The sequence below is a fragment of the Ideonella flava genome, from assembly GCF_051857595.1.
Lineage (GTDB): Bacteria > Pseudomonadota > Gammaproteobacteria > Burkholderiales > Burkholderiaceae_C > Ideonella.
Genome location: NZ_JBPZHD010000010.1, coordinates 205266 through 220917, shown reverse-complemented (window position 1 = coordinate 220917; position 15652 = coordinate 205266). Strand labels below are relative to the sequence as shown.

The following is a 15652-nucleotide window of genomic DNA, read 5'->3' as shown; positions in this document are numbered from 1 at the left end:
TCAGCGCCCGGACTTGCGCGCCGGCGGCTTTCCTGGCCGCGCCGGCTGGCTGCCGTTGTCCCGCGGCGGCAGGCCGGTGTGCTGGGTGAGGATGCGGCCCTTGACGGGCTGCGCAGTCTTCAAGGCAATGCCCTTCTTGGCACCTGGCGCCGGCGTCGAATTGCTGCGCCGCGCGCTCTGGTAGCTGCCGTCGGTGGCGGGCTGCCACGTCGGGATGAGGTGGTGCTTGCCGTTGCCGATCAGGTCGGCGCGGCCCATCTCCTTCAGCGCCTCGCGCAGCAGCGGCCAGTTGTTCGCGTCGTGGTAGCGCAGGAAGGCCTTGTGCAGGCGCCGGCGGCGGTCGCCGCGGACGATGTCCACCGTCTCGCCACCCCGGCCCGGGTCGCGGTGGATGCCCTTCAGCGGGTTCAGGCCGGTGTGGTACATCGCCGTCGCCGTGGCCATGGGGCTGGGGTAAAAGGTCTGCACCTGGTCGGCGCGGAAGCCGTTGCGCTTGAGCCAGAGCGCCAGGTTCATCATGTCCTCGTCACTCGTGCCCGGGTGGGCGGCGATGAAGTAGGGGATGAGGAACTGCTGCTTGCCAGCCTCCGCGCTGAACTTGTCGAACATCGCCTTGAACTGGTCGTAGGCGCCTATGCCCGGCTTCATCATCTTCGACAGCGGCCCGCCCTCGGTGTGCTCGGGCGCGATCTTGAGGTAGCCGCCCACGTGGTGCTGCACCAGCTCCTTCACGTACTCGGGCGACTTGACGGCCAGGTCGTAGCGCAGGCCGGAGCCGATGAGGATCTTCTTGACGCCGGGCAGCGCGCGGGCGCGGCGGTACATCTTGACCAGCGGGCCGTGGTCGGTGCCGAGGTTGGGGCAGATGCCGGGGTAGACACAGCTGGGCTTGCGGCAGGCGGCCTCGATCTCGGGGCTCTTGCACGCCAGGCGATACATGTTGGCCGTCGGGCCGCCGAGGTCGGAGACGACGCCGGTGAAGCCCTTGGTCTTGTCGCGCATCTCCTCGATCTCGCGGATCACCGAATCCTCGGACCGGCTCTGGATGATGCGCCCCTCATGCTCGGTGATGGAGCAGAAGGTGCAGCCGCCGAAGCAGCCCCGCATGATGTTGACCGAGAAGCGGATCATCTCCCACGCCGGGATCTTGGTCGCGCCGTCGTGGCTGCCCTTCTCGTCCGCGTAGGCCGGGTGCGGCGAACGGGCGTAGGGCAGGTCGAAGACGTGATCCATCTCGGCGGTGGCGAGCGGGATGGGCGGCGGGTTGATCCAGACCTCGCGCGCCGTCTTGCCTTCGCCATGGCGCTGCACCAGCGCGCGGGCGTTGCCGGGGTTGGTTTCCAGGTGCAGCACCCGGTTGGCGTGGGCGTAGAGGACCGGGTCGCTGCGGACCTGCTCGTAGCTCGGCAGGCGGATGACCGTCTTCTCGCGCGGGGGCATCGCCACGCGGCCGGTGGCGGCGGGCCGGCGGCTCACCGGCAGGGCGATGGTGGCCTCGCGCGGGATGCCTTCGCCCGGCTGCTGGGGCTGGGCGGATGAAGCGGGGCCTTTGAGGAGCGCAGGCTGATCGGATGCCTCGCGCGCGCAGGTTTCGCCGGCCTCTTCCCACCCGTATGGGTTGATGTGATCGTCGATGCGGCCGGGACGGTCGACCTCGGTCGAGTCGAGCTCGAACCAGCCTTCGGCGGTGGGGTCGCCGGCGCGGCGGATGAAGGCGGTGCCGCGCACGTCGGTGATGTGCTCGACCGGCTCGCGAGCGGCCAGGCGATGCGCAATCTCGACGATGGCGCGTTCGGCGTTGCCGTACAACAGCAGGTCGGCCTTGGCGTCGACCAGGATGGAGCGCCGGACCTTGTCCTGCCAGTAGTCGTAGTGGGCGATGCGGCGCAGCGAGCCCTCGATGCCGCCCAGCACGATGGGCACGTCGTTGAAGGCCTCCTTGCAGCGCTGGGCGTAGACCAGGCTCGCCCGGTCGGGCCGCTTGCCGCCGACGTTGCCGGGGGTGTAGGCGTCGTCGCTGCGGATCTTCCGGTCGGCGGTGTACCGGTTGATCATCGAATCCATGTTGCCGGCGGTGACGCCGAAGAACAGGTTGGGCCGGCCCAGCGCCTTGAACGGGTCGGCCGATTGCCAGTCGGGCTGGGCGATGATGCCGACGCGAAAGCCCTGCGCCTCCAGCACCCGGCCGATCACCGCCATGCCGAAGCTCGGGTGGTCGACGTAGGCGTCGCCGGTGACGATGACGATGTCGCACGAATCCCAGCCGAGCGCCTCCATCTCGGCCCGGCTCATCGGCAGGAAGGGCGCGGTGCCGAAGCGCCGGGCCCAGAACGGGCGGTAGGCGGTCAGCGGCTTGGCGCCCTTGGCCGCCGGGGCGGCGGGCGGCCGGGGGGAGGGGCGGAGGGAGGTGTCGGAAGAAGGGGCGGTCACGAAAGCGGCGGCTATTGCCGTAAAGAAGCGGCCAACCCTCTATTGTCGTTCGACCCGGGTTTTCGCGCTCGCGTGTGGATTCGGCCCTTTGCACTCCCGTGGCGCACCGTGCATTCGGCACGTTTGTCCCCAGACACAGCAGGGCATGACGATTGCTCCCCCTTCTCAAGTTCCGCGGCCGCGAGCCGCCCGTCTGCCGAACCGATCCCAGCTGATGACGCCCACCACGACGCTGCCGAACCCGCCGCCCGATGAAGCAGAGCTGAGATCTTCCGAGAAGAGCTTCCGGCTGCTGGTGGAAAGCGTCAGCGACTACGCGATCTTCATGCTGGACAGCGAGGGGCGGGTGGCCAGCTGGAACGCGGGAGCCCAGCGGATCAAGGGCTACCGGCCGGAAGAGATCATCGGCCAATCCTTCGAGCGCTTCTACCCGCCTGAAAAGGTGGCCGAGGGCTGGCCACGAGAGGAACTGCGCCGCGCCATCGCCAACGGCCGCATCGAGGACGAGGGTTGGCGCGTCCGCAAGGACGGCTCGCGCTTCTGGGCCAGCGTGGTCATCACGGCGCTGCGCGATCCCAGGGGCCGGCTGCAGGGCTTCGCCAAGGTCACGCGCGACCTCACCGAGCGGCGCAAGCAGGAAGAGGAGCTGCGGCGCAGCGAGGAGCAGTTGCGCCTGATGCTCGAGGCCGTCAAGGACTACGCCTTGTTCATGCTGGACACCTCGGGCCGCGTGCTGACCTGGAATGCCGGCGCCACGGCCATCATGGGCTACACGGCCAGCGAGGTCCTGTCGTGCCACTTCTCGATGTTCTTCCCGCAGAACGACGTAGCGGCCGGGCGGCCCGAGCAGGAGCTGGGCCAGGCTTTGCGCACCGGCCGCGCCGAGCTGGAAGAGCAACGGGTCCGCAAGGACGGCAGCCTCTTCTGGGCCAACGTGATCATCACGCCGGTGCTCGATCGCGACGGCGTGCTGCGAGGCTTTGCCAAGGTCACCCGCGACCTGACCGAGCAGCGCCGGCTGCTGGAGCTCGAGCGCGCCAGCCGGCACATGAACGAGTTCATCGCCATGCTCGCGCACGAGCTGCGCAATCCGCTGGCGCCCATCCGCAACGCGGTCAACGTGCTGCGCATGCAGCCCGACCTGCCGCCCGTGGTCGACCGCATGGGCGACATGATCGACCGCCAGGCGCGGCAGCTGACGCGCCTGGTCGACGACCTGCTCGACGTGGGCCGCATCGCCACGGGCAAGATTTCACTGCAGCGACAGGACCTCGACTACCGTGAGATCGTGCTGGCCAGTGCCGAGGCGGCGCGCCCCTTGATGGCGGCCAAGCGCCACCAGCTGCAGGTGGAGGTGGCCGAGCACATCCCCATGCGCGGCGACCCCACGCGCCTGGCGCAGGTGCTGCACAACCTCCTGTCCAACGCCGCCCGCTACACGCCCGAAGGCGGCGAGGTCATCCTGACGGCGACCGTGGTCGGCTCGCGCAGCATCACCCGCGTGCTCGACAACGGACAGGGCATCGCACCGGAAGCCCTGGAGAGCATCTTCGGCCTGTTCGAGCAGGAGCATGGCGTGGAGCGCAACCCTTCGGAAAGCAGCCTCGGCATCGGCCTGACCCTGGCCCGCACCCTGACCGAACTGCACGGCGGCAGCCTGACGGCCCACAGCGAGGGCCGTGGCCGGGGAGCCAGCTTCGAGCTGGTGCTGCCGTGCCAGCCCTCGTCCGGGACGCGGGAGGCGGGGCGGGGCAGCGCTCCGCAGCGGGCCGACGACATGCGCGTGCTGGTGGTCGACGACAACCACGATTCGGCCGACTCCATGGTGATGCTGCTCGAGCAGCTGGGTCACGAGGCGCACGCCGCCTATGGCTCCGAGCAGGCCCTGCAGCTGGCCGGCACGGTGCGCCCTACGCTGATCCTGCTGGACCTGAACATGCCCGGAGAGGGCGGTTTCGAAATCATCCAGCGCCTGCGGGCGCGACTCGAGCACCCCGTCTACATCGCTGCCATGACCGGCTATGGCCAGCGCGCCGACCGCGAACGCACGCGCGGCGCCGGCTTCGACGAACACCTCACCAAGCCGGTGGCCCTGGACCCCCTGGTCAAGGTCATCCAGCGTGCGGCCCGCCGCGCGTCGGCCAGCTAGCTCGACGAGCTGACGTGTCTCTAGGCGTGGGCTGGCGGATCCGGCTCTGCCGGTCCATCCACGCGAGCCCCAGGGTCAGGAAGGGCGCCTCGTGGGTGCCCGGGGGCGGGCCTTCGGCAGGGGGCCGTGCCGACCCATCGTTTGGCAAGCCAGGCGATCGGCAGGCCGACGAAGAAGAGGTGGCTGCCGATGTCCGCGACCCGCCAGCTCCACATCGTCGGGGGCGGCATGGCGCGCGACAGGGGCAACACCACCAGGTGCATCACGCCGTACAGGACCAGCCCGTAGGCCAGGCCGCTGGCCCACGCCGGCGGCCGCAACAGGGCCGGCCAGCGCAGCGCCATCACGCCGTAGGCCAGGGCCATGCTGCTGGCGATGAACAGGTGCAGCGCCACGCCTAGCCAGGCCGTCGGTGGTCCGCCGCTGAAGGCCTCGCGGCCGAGCAGCCCGGCCGAGACGCTCTGGAAGATCGCCATCGGCGTGCTGCCCCGCGCGATGCCCCAGTAGGTGCACGCCAGCGTGGCATCGAGCAATGCTGCAGTGCCGCCGGCCAGCAGGGTGAATCGCAGCAGGCGTTGCAGCGCGGACGAGGTGTCGGTCGGCATGTCGGCCCTCCTTCTTCGGGGTCACAGGGCTTCCAGGGCGCGGGCGAGCAGCCGGCCGGCGGACTCGATCTCGCTGGGCGAGAGCGCGGCGAAGCCGAAAAGCAGGGCCGGCGCGGGCGGGGGGGCCACGTAGTGGTCAGACAGGGGATGCAGGCCCAGGCCGAGCGAGGCCGCTCGCGCGACGAGCGCCGCGGGCTGGGCGGCGGCGCGACCCTTGAGCCAGCCGACCAGATGCATGCCGGCGTGGCCATCCTGCAGCGACAGTGCCTCGCCCGCATGCAGGTGAAGCGTGTCGACGAGGGCTTTGCGCCTGGCGCGCAGCGCACGCACCACGCGCCGCAGGTGCCTCTCGAACCCGCCACTGCTCATGAAATGCGCCAGGGCCGCCTGCTCTATGGCCGGACAGCCCATGTCGGCCAGGCGCTTGGCATTGACGAAGTCGTGCCGCAGTCCCCTGGGCGCCACCAGGTAGGCCAGCCGCAGCGACGGCGAGAGCACCTTGGAGAAGCTGCCGATGAAGATCACGCGGTCGCCCTTGTCGATCGAGCGCAGCGCGGCCACCTGCCGGCCGTCGTAGCGCACCTCGGCGTCGTAGTCGTCCTCGACGATCCAGCTGTCGTGGCGGTCGGCATAACGCAGCAGTTCCTGCCGTCGCCGCTGGCTCATGACGGCGCCGAGGGGGAACTGGTGCGAGGGCGTGACGAAGACGAGTCCCGGCCGCTGGTCCGGCAACTTCGATGTGACCAGCCCCAAGCGGTCGACAGTCACGCCGAGGACCCGGGCCCCGTGGGCGCTCAGCGTCTGTCGCACCGAGAAATAGCCGGGTTCCTCCACCACCGCGGTGTCGCCCTCGTCCAGCAGCACGCGGGCCGCGAGGGACAGCCCCTGCTGGGTGCCGGCGACGATGATCACGTCCTCGGGCGTGGCGACCACCGCGCGCCGTGTGCGCAGGTAGTCGCACACCGCCTCGCGCAGGACCGGCAGCCCTTGCACCGGCGCATAGCCGGGCCCGGTATACAGCGCTGCGCGGGCCAGCTCGTTGCGCCACTGCTCCGGCAGCAGGGCGTCGGTGAAGGGCTCGCCGTACTGCAGGTTGTAGCGAAGTCCGGGCCGGTAGCGCCAGCGCGCGAATTCCGGTTCCAGCTCGCGTGCACGCCGCGCGTAGTCGGATGGCGCGGCGGCGCGGGCGTGGTCTTCCATCGGCGCGGCTGCGGCAGGCAAGGCGGCCGGCGGCGGCAGCTTGTCGGCGATGAAGCTGCCGGCCCCGATGCGCCCTTGCAGCAGTCCCACCGTGCTCAAGTGCTCGTAGGCGGCCCGGACGGTGTTGCGCGCCAGGCCGAGCGTCTGGGCCAGCTCGCGCGTGGCAGGCAGGCGCGTGCCGCCGGCTATGCGGCCCTGTTGCACGGCGTGCCGGATGGCACGGCTGAGCTGCAGGTACTGCGGGCCTTGGCCGTCGAGGTCGAGGTGCATGGCGGGTCCTTGTCGCTGGCATGAGCTCGTCAACGAAAAGGAGTGTGGCAGGCCAATGGCGGCATCACGGGCAACGGGCCCAGGTGGCGTTGAGCACCTTGCCCTCGACATCCTCGGCCCAGGCGACGAGGTCGATCTCGCCCTCGGCCGCGGGTGGCGTGGACGCGGCGGGCAGTTGCAGGCGCACAGTGCGCGGCGGCGCTTCACCCGACGCCGCCAGCGGCCCGGTCGCGCTGCGCACGACATGCCCGTGCAGCAGCGTGAGGCCCTGGTTCTCCCCCTGCGAGACCTGCGAACTCAGTCCGCTTTGCAGCAGCACGGCCTGCCACCTCAGCGGCGTGGGAGCGGCCGCCCCTGCGTCGATCCCGAGCTGCAGTTGCCAACCTGCGTCGCTGCGATCGACCTGCGTGAATGCGAGCGTCAACGCGGGCGTTGCAGACGCTCCCCGCAGCACGCGCGAGCGAAGAGTCCGTGCGTCGCGCCAGTCGTTGAAGGCCGCGCCATCCAGGTAGACCTGGGGCGTGGCGACGATCTTCGGCCCGGGCTGCCGCATCGCCAGGGACTGGTGCCGCCGGCTCGACTCAGGCAGCGCAAACCGGTCCTTCCAACCCTGGGCATCGAAGTAGTCGACATGCCAGACGATGGCAACCTGCTCCGGCCCCGGCGCGAGTCCCGCGAACAAGCGTTCGGCCGGCGGGCAGGCATCGCAGCCTTCCGAACTGAACAGCTCGGCGAGCACGCGCTTGCCGGTGGCCGGCGCGAGGCGGCAGTCCAGGGGTGCAGCACTGGCAATCCCTACCGATAGGGCGCAGACCGTCACGCCCAGCCATGGGCGTGCGCGGATCCGGCTTCGCCGGTCCGCTGCGCGAGCCCCCTTGGGGGGCAGCGACCAGAGGGAGCGTGGGGGCACCATTTCAAAAGGTCCAGTTCGCACGCAGGTAGACGAAGCGGCCTCGCGGGTCGACATAGCTCGGGTCGTAGCCCGCCTGGAAGAAGGACTGGCCGCCGTTGTTGGTGTAGGGCGGGTCGGTGTCGAGGACGTTCTTGACGCCCAAGGCCAGCTCCAGCTGCTTGTTGACGCGGTAGCCGGCCAGCACGTCATAGGTCGTGTACGAGGAAACGTGGTGGTAGCGGTAGGCCGGGTCCTCGGTGTCCTCGAAGGTCCCGGGGACGTCGCGGTAGCCGGTCTGGAAGTTCTGCGCCAGCGTGGCCGACCACGGGCCCTGCCGCCAGTTCAGCGCGAGGTAGTGCTTCCAGCGCGGCACGATGCCGGCGGCGTTGGCGCTGGCCAGGCTGTTGGCATCGGCGATGCCGGGCGAGAAGGTCCCGTCGAGATCCTGCACGTCGTAGCGGTGGAACCAGGTGCCGGTGAGGTTGACGCTGAAGCTGCCGTACTCGGTCCTGGGCAGGCGCAGCTTGGCGTCCAGGTCCACGCCCTGGATGCGCGTCTGGCCCAGGTTGAGCGCGAACTGGTCGATGCGAACGATGGGGCCAGGCAGGTTGGGGAATTCGGGCTGCACGGGGCCGCGGTGCACGAGGTCGCCGAAGCGATCGATGTCGCCCAGGATGGTCGCCACCGGCACGCCCGCGATGATGGTGTTCTTCAGGTGGATGTCGAAGGCGTCCAGGCCGATCGACACGCCACTCGCCGGCTCGAGCACCAGGCCGATCGTCGCGTTGCGGCTGCGTTCGGATTGCAGGTCGGGGTTGCCGCCGGCCAGGATGGGGAACTGCGTCGCGCAGTCGTTGGAGCTGTTGTTGCCGTCGATGCCGCAGCGCAACGGGTCGTTCTGGCCGTTGGCCGACACGCCGCTGACCTGCGGGCCGTAGAGGTCCGTCAGGCTGGGCGCGCGAAAGCCGCGGCCCACCGAGGCGCGCAGCAGCAGCTGCGGCATGGGCTGCCAGCGCAGGCTGGCCTTGGGCGTGGTGGCCGAACCGGAGCCCTGGTACTTGTCGTAGCGCACCGCGAAGTTGGCCTCGAAGCCCTTGACCAGAGGCGCGTTGAGCTCGCCGAACACGGCGGCGACCTTGCGGGAGCGGTCCACCGGCAGGAAGTTGCCGCCGTAGCCGGTGATGTCGCCCGACTGGATCGCGGCGCTCGGCGAGGACTCGTACGACTCGCGCCGGAATTCGCCGCCCAGCGCCAGCCCGAGTCCGCCCCCGCCCAGTGGCATGAGCTCGCCGGAGACGCGGGCCGCGAGGCTCGTCAGCCCCGTCTTGTTGACATAGGAGTTGCCGTGGTACTGCGTGTCGTCGATCAGTGCCTGCACGTCGGGCGTGTTGGGGCCGAAGAAGTTGACCTGGCCGCTGTTGAGCAGCGGCAGGATCTTGCTGTAGGCGGGGAAGCCGCCGTTGACGTCTTCGGTGACCTTGGACTCGCTGTGCAGCAGCGCGGCGTCCACGTCCCAGCCGCGCCAGCTTCCGCGCACGCCGAGCACGCCGCGCACCGGCTCGATGGTGTCGGTGATGTCGCGCGGGCCAGTGGCCACGGATCGGTAGCGCACCAGCACGTCGGGCAGCGGGTTGCCCGCACCGACGATGCCCTGCACGAAGTCGGTCGGGTAGTACGGCGAGTCCGGCTTGAGCACGATCGTCGCGTTGCCGTTGTAGGGCGCGACGTTGAACAGCGGGTGGTGGGGCGGCAGCGCGAACTGGTCCGAGATGGGCACTGGCTGGATGACGGTGTTGACCTCGTTGCGGGCGATGGAGAACTCGCCGAAGGCCTCGAAATCCTGGCCCAGCGGGACGATGGCGTTGGCCATGAAGCCCAGGCGCTCGGTGGGCGGCACGAGCTGCACATCCGGTGCGGGGTCGTAGCGGCAGACGGCAGGGCCGAAGAACGGGCTGGACACCGAGGGCGCGCATTGGTCGGGCGCCATCGGGTTGTAGCTGTGGCCGTTGAAGAAGATGTTGGCCGGGAAGGAGTTGCCCGAGGTCGTGTCGTTGTTGTGGGCGACGTTGACGCTCGACCTCGCGAAGTCGCGGTCGCGGCCGAACAGGCCTTGCTCCTTCTGGTAGGTGCCGATCAGCGTGATGTTGTAGCCGTCGCTGGCCGCGTCGCCGTGGCCCCAGACGGCGCTGAAGCGGCCGATGCCGCCATCGCCCTGCGTCGAGGCGCCGTACTCGAGCGACAGTTCGCCGCCACGGTAGTCGCGCCGCAGCACGAAGTTGATGACGCCCGCCACCGCATCGCTGCCGTAGATGGCCGAGGCGCCGTCCTTGAGGATCTCGATGCGTTCGATGGCCGCCAGCGGAATCGAGTTGACGTCCACCGACACGCTGTCGCCTATCGCCCCGAAGGCGCTGACGCGCCGGCCATTGATCAGGATGAGAGTTCGCGTGCCCGACAGGCCGCGCAGCGAAGCGCTGGAGATGCCGCCGGTGGTGGCGCCGGCGGCCATCGAGGGCGTCACGATGCCGTTGCTGGTGGCGGCCGAGATGCGCGTGAGGAGTTGCTCGGTGGTGGCCGCGCCGGTGGCCTGGATGTCCTCGCGCCGCAGCACCTGCACCGGCAGCGCGGTCTCGGCGTCTATTCGCTTGATCGAAGAGCCGGTGATCTCGACTCGCTGGGGTTTGTCCGCGGCGGCCTCGGGCTCGTCGGCCGAGGGGGTCTGCGCCGCAGCGGGCCAACTGGTCCAGATGGCGCAGGCGATGCACGTGGCACGCCAGGCGGTGCAGGCCAGACGAGGGCGGAGCGATGGCATCACGGCGGTCTCCCCCGGATCGACGGATCCGTTTCGGGGCCGATCCTAGGAGGGCCCATTCGTGCCGAAGGGCCCAATCCGCCAGGGGCCCAAGGGCCCAATCGCCACCGCCGCTGTGGTTCGCTCCTGGGTGCTCCCGCCGTCAAGGGCGTGCGCGGATCCGGCTTTGCCGGGCCGCTGCGCGAGCCCCCCCGGGGGGCAGCCCCCGGCAGGGGGCGTGGGGGCCTCAATGCCCGAGCAGCCCCTTGAAGACCTTCTCCACGCCCTCCACCACGCCCTCCATGCTCACGCCCAGCGCGTCGGCCAGGCCGGCGCCGAAGCGCATCGCCAGGCTGTCGTTGACCGAGAAGCCGGGGTCGTCGAGCCGGCCTTCGAGGGTGAAGTTCAGCTCGATCGTGTCGCGCTTCTTCAGCGCGGCGAGCGCGGCCTGGCGCGACATGCCGGCGAAGCGGCCCACCACGCCGGAGCCTTCGGCGAGTTCCAGGCCGGACAGCCGCAGGTGCCCGGGCGCCTTGAGCTTCTGGGCCTGCACGCGGGCGTCCATCGCGAGGTCGAGCTGGCCCTTCTTGACGCCGCCGTCGGCCACCTTCAGGAGATAGGGTTGCAAGGCGAGCAGGTCCGCCCCGCGCAACTCGCCGTGAAGTTGCGCGTCCCGCGTGGAAGGTGTCAGCGTCCCCTTGAGTTCGAGCTGGCCATCGTGCGTCGGGCCCTTGAACACGGCGTCGAGGTCGAGCTTCATCGGCTGGTCGAAGGCGGGCACGGCCAGCGTGTCGAGCTGCGCGTTCAGGTCGGCCAGCTGCACCCGATGCGGGCGCGCCAGCTTCAGGCTCGCGTCGTAGAGATCGACCTGCGCGCGGCGAAGCACCACGTGGTCGATGAGGACCTGCGTCGATGGCGCACTCGCTGCGGCAGCGGGCTGGGCCGGGGCACGCGACTCGAGCATCGAAGGCAGCAGCCGGAGCTTTCCCTCGCGCGTGCGCAGCAGCACCAAGCGCACGTCGTCCACCTCTATGCGTTGCACTCGCCAGGCGCCGCCGAAGGCACTCGCCAGGTCGGGCCGCACTTGCACGGTGCCGGCGTGCAGCTCCTCGTCGGCCGGCCAGCCGGGGCCGGCGGCGACGTGCAGGTCGCGCACCGTCAGCCCGGTCAGCCCGAGCTCGATCGCCCCCACGCTGGCGCGCGGCCCCAGCGCCTGCCGCAAGGCGCCATCCAGCCGCTGAAGGGCGACGTGGTAGGCGGCGAACAGCGCGGTGACGAAGACGAGGGCGGCGATGGCCAGGAGGAGCAGGCGGCGACGGGACATGCCGATATTGTCCCGGCAGCCCGCCGGGCGGCTGCTCAGGCGCACGCCAGCGTGCAATGGCGACCAGCGTGCTGCCTGCTCCCGTCCGTTGCGCTCACGGGCCCCAGAATGGTGGGCCGATGAAGACGCCTGCGCCCATGCCTGCCTCCCCGCGCCTGCTCGGCGTCGATTTCTCCAGTGCACCGCGTGCGGCCAAGCCCATCGTGGCCGCCTGGGGCCGGCGCGCCGGGGTGGTCGTGCGGCTCGAGGCACTGCAACGGCTGCCGACACTGGAGGCGTTCTCGGAGCTGCTCGCCACGCCGGGCCCGTGGGTCGGTGGCTTCGACATGCCTTTCGGTCTGCCGCGTGAGCTGGTGGAGCAGCTCGGCTGGCCCAGCGAGTGGGCCCCGCTGATGCGCCACTACGGCGCCATGAGCCGCGAGGAGATCCGTGCCGCCTTCGCCGGCTTCTGCGCCGCGCGGCCGGTCGGCTCGAAGTTCGCCCACCGGGCCTGCGATGGACCCGCCGGGTCGTCGCCCAGCATGAAGTGGGTCAATCCGCCGGTCGCCTTCATGCTGCATGCGGGCGTGCCGCGCCTGCTGCAAGCTGGTGTGCACCTGCCCAGCGTGCATGCGGGCGACGAAGGCCGGGTCGCCCTCGAGTCCTACCCGGGCCTGCTGGCGCGCGAACTGATCGGGTTGCGTTCGTACAAGGCCGACGACAAGGCTCGGCAGACGCCCGAACGCCTGATCGCCCGCAAGGACATGGTCGAGGCGTTGGAGCAGGGGCGCACGCGGCTCGCCCTGCGCCTGAGGCTCACGCATGCACAACGCGATGCGCTGGTGGCGGATGCGACCGGCGACTCGCTCGATGCCGTGCTGTGCCTGATGCAGGCCGGTTGGGCCAGCGAGCAGCCCGGTTTCGGCCTGCCGGAGGGCCTGGATCCCCTGGAGGGCTGGATCGTCAGCGCGCCGCGCCCGGAGCTGGCGTGAACCTGCAGGCGCGCGCCGACGCCTGGTTCGCCCGCCGCGGGTGGCAAGCCTTCGACTTCCAGCGCGAGGTGTGGACGGCCATGGAGCGCGGCGAAAGTGGCTTGCTGCACGCCAACACCGGCGCGGGCAAGACCTACGCCGTCGGCTTCGGCGCCATCGGCCGCATCCCGGCTTCGGCAAGAGCCGCGCCGCCGCTGTCGGTGCTGTGGATCACGCCGATGCGCGCGCTGGCGGCCGACACCCTGCGCGCGCTGCAATCCCCGCTGTCCGAACTCGCGCCTGCGGCCACGCTCGGCCTGCGCAGTGGCGACACGCCGTCGGCCGAACGCGCGAAGCAGGACAAGCGCTGGCCCACGGTGCTGGTGACCACGCCCGAGTCGCTCAGCCTGATGCTCACGCGGCCTAACGCTCAAGATGAGCTGCAGCATGTGCAGACCGTGGTTGTCGACGAATGGCATGAGCTCATCGGCAGCAAGCGCGGCGTTCAGGTGCAGCTGGCGCTGGCCCGCCTGTCGCTATGGAACCCGGGCCTGGTCGCATGGGGCGTGTCGGCCACGCTGGGCAACCTCGGCGAGGCGATGGACACGCTCCTGGGCCACGAGCCGCCGGGGCGAGGCCGCCTGGTGCAGGGGCGCGTCGACAAGACGCTGACCATAGACACCCTGCTGCCCGACGAGCCCGGCCGCTTCACCTGGGGCGGCCACCTCGGCGCGCAGATGCAGCCGGCGGTGGTGCGCGAGATCGAGGCCAGCGGCGGCACCACGCTGATCTTCACCAATGTGCGCTCCCAGGCCGAGATCTGGTACCAGCTGCTGCTGGCCGCGCGGCCCGATTGGGCCGGCCAGATCGCGCTGCACCACGGCTCGCTGGACAAGGAGGTCCGCGAGTGGGTGGAGCTGGGCCTGAAGAACGGCACGCTCAAGGCCGTGGTGGCGACGTCCTCGCTCGACCTCGGCGTGGATTTCCTGCCCGTCGAGCGGGTGCTGCAGATCGGCTCGGCCAAGGGCATTGCGCGGCTGCTGCAGCGCGCCGGCCGCTCGGGCCATGCGCCTGGCCGGCCCAGCCGCGTGACGGTGGTGCCGACGCACACGCTGGAGCTGGTCGAGGCGGCCGCCGCGCGCGAGGCGGGGCAGGCCGGGCGTGTCGAGCAGCGCCGCTCGCCCGACAAGCCCCTGGACGTGCTGGTCCAGCACCTGGTCACGGTGGCCCTGGGCGGCGGCTTCACCGCCGACGCGATGTACGACGAGGTGCGCCGCGCCTTCGCCTATCGCGGCCTGACGCGTGACGAGTTCGACTGGGCGCTGACCTTCGTCGAACGCGGCGGCGCGAGCCTGGCGGCGTATCCCGAGTACCACCGCGTGCGCTGGGTCGAAGAGGAAGGCAAGTACCGGGTGCCCGACCGCGGCATCGCGACGCGCCATCGCCTGCAGGTGGGCACCATCGTCGGAGACACCGCGATGAAGGTGGCCTGGCTGTCCGGCGGAACACTGGGCACGATCGAGGAAAGCTTCATCGCCCGTCTCTCGCCCGGCGACTGCTTCGTCTTCGCCGGCCGCGTGCTGGAGTTCGTGCGCACGAAAGAGATGACCGCCTTCGTGCGCAGCGCCTCTAAGCCCAAGGGCCGGGTGGCGGTATGGAACGGCGCGCGCATGGCGTTCTCGAGCGAGATGGGCGATGCCGTGCGCACGGTGTTGGAGCGGGCCGGCAGCGGGGAGGGCGGCGCCCTCGTGCTGGACAGCCCCGAGCTGCGCGCAGCCGGGCCGATGCTGGATGCGCAGCGCCGGCTTTCGCGCCTGCCCGAGCCGGGCCGCCTGCTGGTCGAGCGCTACCGCTCGCGCGAGGGCCACCACCTCTTCGTCTATCCCTTCGCCGGCCGCCACGTGCACCTGGGCCTGGCGGGGCTGCTCGCGTGGCGACTGGCGCGCGACGAGCCCAACACCTATTCGCTCGCCTTCAACGACCTGGGCTTCGAGCTGCTGGGCGCCAAGCCGATCTCGACCGAGGCGCTGGAGGATGGTCGCGCCTTCACGCCCGAGCACCTGCTGGAGGACGTCCTTGCCAGCCTCAATGCCCGTGAGCTGGCCCAGCGGCGCTTTCGCGAGATCGCGCGCGTCGCCGGCCTGGTGTTCACCGGCTACCCCGGGGCGAACAAGGGCCTGCGCCAGCTGCAGGCCTCGTCATCCCTTTTCTACGAGGTGTTCCGCAAGTACGACGCGGGCAACAGGCTGCTGGGGCAGGCGGAAAGCGAAGCTCTTTCGCAGGAGCTGGAGATCGGAAGGCTTCGCGGCGTGCTGGACGACATGTCGAGCCGCGTCATCCGCTGGGTCGAGCTGAAGGCGCCGAGCCCTTTCTCGCTGCCGCTGATGGTCGAGCGCCTGCGCGAGCGCCTGAGCAACGAGAAGCTCAAGGACCGGCTGGAACGCCTGCTCGCCGACGCCGAGCGCAGGCTCGCCCTGCCGGAGGATGAGGTGCGGCAAGGCCCGCGTTCCTACAATCGCAGCCCATGAGTCTTTTCGGCAAGGCCTGGCGGATCAGCGGCACGCACCGCCTCGCGACCTACCTCATCGCGCTGTGGAAGCTCACGCGCCATCCCGAGGCGCCACGAGGGGCGAAGTGGCTCGCCTGGGGCGTGCTGGCCTATGCGCTCAGCCCGATCGACCTCATCCCGGACTTCATCCCCTTCCTGGGCCAGCTCGACGACATCATCCTCATCCCCCTGGGCGTGACCCTGGTCGTCAAGCTGGTGCCCAAGCCCGTGTGGGAGGTCTGCCTGAGCGATGCCGAAGCCCACGCGGAGCGGCTGCCGAACCTGTGGTGGGGCGCGCTGCTGATCGCCCTGGTGTGGGCGCTGATGCTGGGTCTTGTGGTGTGGTTGGCGGTGCACTTCCTCTTCAGCGGGTTTTGACGATCCGGCCCGGTTTCGATGAACGTTTGTTGAAGCGTCGGCGGTCCCCGGCAACATAAAATTACACGTTTGACGAGGGCGCCGGGATGGCGCCTCGAACAACACCGGGCCAGAC

At 70.3% G+C, this 15652-nt stretch carries 10 protein-coding genes; 4 read left to right on the top strand and 6 right to left on the bottom strand.

Going from position 1 to position 15652, the window contains the following annotated elements; translation table 11 throughout:
• Window positions 1-2349, bottom strand: a complete 2349-nt coding sequence (locus ACS5PM_RS22335) for a YgiQ family radical SAM protein (protein WP_439390063.1) — start codon at window positions 2347-2349, stop codon at window positions 1-3.
• 295 nt (window positions 2350-2644) lie between these two features.
• Here ACS5PM_RS22335 and ACS5PM_RS22330 point away from each other — a divergent pair, with 295 nt between their 5' ends.
• Window positions 2645-4579 (top strand): PAS domain-containing hybrid sensor histidine kinase/response regulator, encoded by a 1935-nt coding sequence (locus ACS5PM_RS22330; RefSeq protein WP_439389906.1) that lies wholly within the window; start codon window positions 2645-2647, stop codon window positions 4577-4579.
• Between the two features lie 20 nt (window positions 4580-4599).
• Here the strand turns inward: ACS5PM_RS22330 and ACS5PM_RS22325 are convergent, their stop codons facing one another.
• From ACS5PM_RS22325 to ACS5PM_RS22305, 5 genes are all read right to left on the bottom strand, one after another.
• Entirely contained in the window at window positions 4600-5184 is a 585-nt protein-coding gene (locus ACS5PM_RS22325) for a hypothetical protein (protein ID WP_439389905.1), read from the bottom strand.
• A 21-nt stretch (window positions 5185-5205) separates the two neighbouring features.
• Entirely contained in the window at window positions 5206-6654 is a 1449-nt protein-coding gene (gene pdxR / locus ACS5PM_RS22320) for a MocR-like pyridoxine biosynthesis transcription factor PdxR (RefSeq protein ID WP_439389904.1), read from the bottom strand.
• A 64-nt stretch (window positions 6655-6718) separates the two neighbouring features.
• The gene (locus ACS5PM_RS22315; RefSeq protein WP_439389903.1) at window positions 6719-7474 is read right to left on the bottom strand and encodes a DUF1223 domain-containing protein; all 756 of its coding nucleotides are present in this window, start codon (window positions 7472-7474) and stop codon (window positions 6719-6721) included.
• A gap of 94 nt (window positions 7475-7568) precedes the next feature.
• Window positions 7569-10358, bottom strand: a complete 2790-nt coding sequence (locus ACS5PM_RS22310) for a TonB-dependent receptor (RefSeq protein WP_439389902.1) — start codon at window positions 10356-10358, stop codon at window positions 7569-7571.
• Window positions 10359-10584: 226 nt separating this feature from the next.
• Window positions 10585-11661, bottom strand: coding sequence for a DUF748 domain-containing protein (locus tag ACS5PM_RS22305; protein ID WP_439389901.1), 1077 nt, complete (start codon window positions 11659-11661; stop codon window positions 10585-10587).
• Window positions 11662-11798: 137 nt separating this feature from the next.
• Between ACS5PM_RS22305 and ACS5PM_RS22300 the strand changes: the two genes are divergently transcribed.
• From ACS5PM_RS22300 to ACS5PM_RS22290, 3 genes are read left to right on the top strand one after another with little or no spacing between them, the layout of a single operon-like run.
• The gene (locus tag ACS5PM_RS22300) at window positions 11799-12632 is read left to right on the top strand and encodes a DUF429 domain-containing protein (protein ID WP_439389900.1); all 834 of its coding nucleotides are present in this window, start codon (window positions 11799-11801) and stop codon (window positions 12630-12632) included.
• Window positions 12629-15139 (top strand): ligase-associated DNA damage response DEXH box helicase, encoded by a 2511-nt coding sequence (locus tag ACS5PM_RS22295; RefSeq protein WP_439389899.1) that lies wholly within the window; start codon window positions 12629-12631, stop codon window positions 15137-15139. Before ACS5PM_RS22300 ends, ACS5PM_RS22295 begins: the two co-directional genes overlap by 4 nt.
• On the top strand, window positions 15136-15537 hold the full coding sequence (locus tag ACS5PM_RS22290) for a YkvA family protein (RefSeq protein ID WP_439389898.1): 402 nt from the start codon (window positions 15136-15138) through the stop codon (window positions 15535-15537). The genes ACS5PM_RS22295 and ACS5PM_RS22290 overlap by 4 nt, the downstream gene beginning before the upstream one ends.
• Window positions 15538-15652 lie beyond the last annotated feature (115 nt).

Bases quoted from the DNA above. Each gene is read 5' to 3' on its own strand.
- ACS5PM_RS22325 (WP_439389905.1), bottom strand. From the start codon at position 5,184: ATGCCGACCGACACCTCGTCCGCGCTGCAACGCCTGCTGCGATTCACC.
- ACS5PM_RS22305 (WP_439389901.1), bottom strand. From the start codon at position 11,661: ATGTCCCGTCGCCGCCTGCTCCTCCTGGCCATCGCCGCCCTCGTCTTC.
- ACS5PM_RS22310 (WP_439389902.1), bottom strand. From the start codon at position 10,358: ATGCCATCGCTCCGCCCTCGTCTGGCCTGCACCGCCTGGCGTGCCACG.
- ACS5PM_RS22300 (WP_439389900.1), top strand. From the start codon at position 11,799: ATGCCTGCCTCCCCGCGCCTGCTCGGCGTCGATTTCTCCAGTGCACCG.
- ACS5PM_RS22330 (WP_439389906.1), top strand. From the start codon at position 2,645: ATGACGCCCACCACGACGCTGCCGAACCCGCCGCCCGATGAAGCAGAG.
- ACS5PM_RS22290 (WP_439389898.1), top strand. From the start codon at position 15,136: ATGAGTCTTTTCGGCAAGGCCTGGCGGATCAGCGGCACGCACCGCCTC.
- pdxR (WP_439389904.1), bottom strand. From the start codon at position 6,654: ATGCACCTCGACCTCGACGGCCAAGGCCCGCAGTACCTGCAGCTCAGC.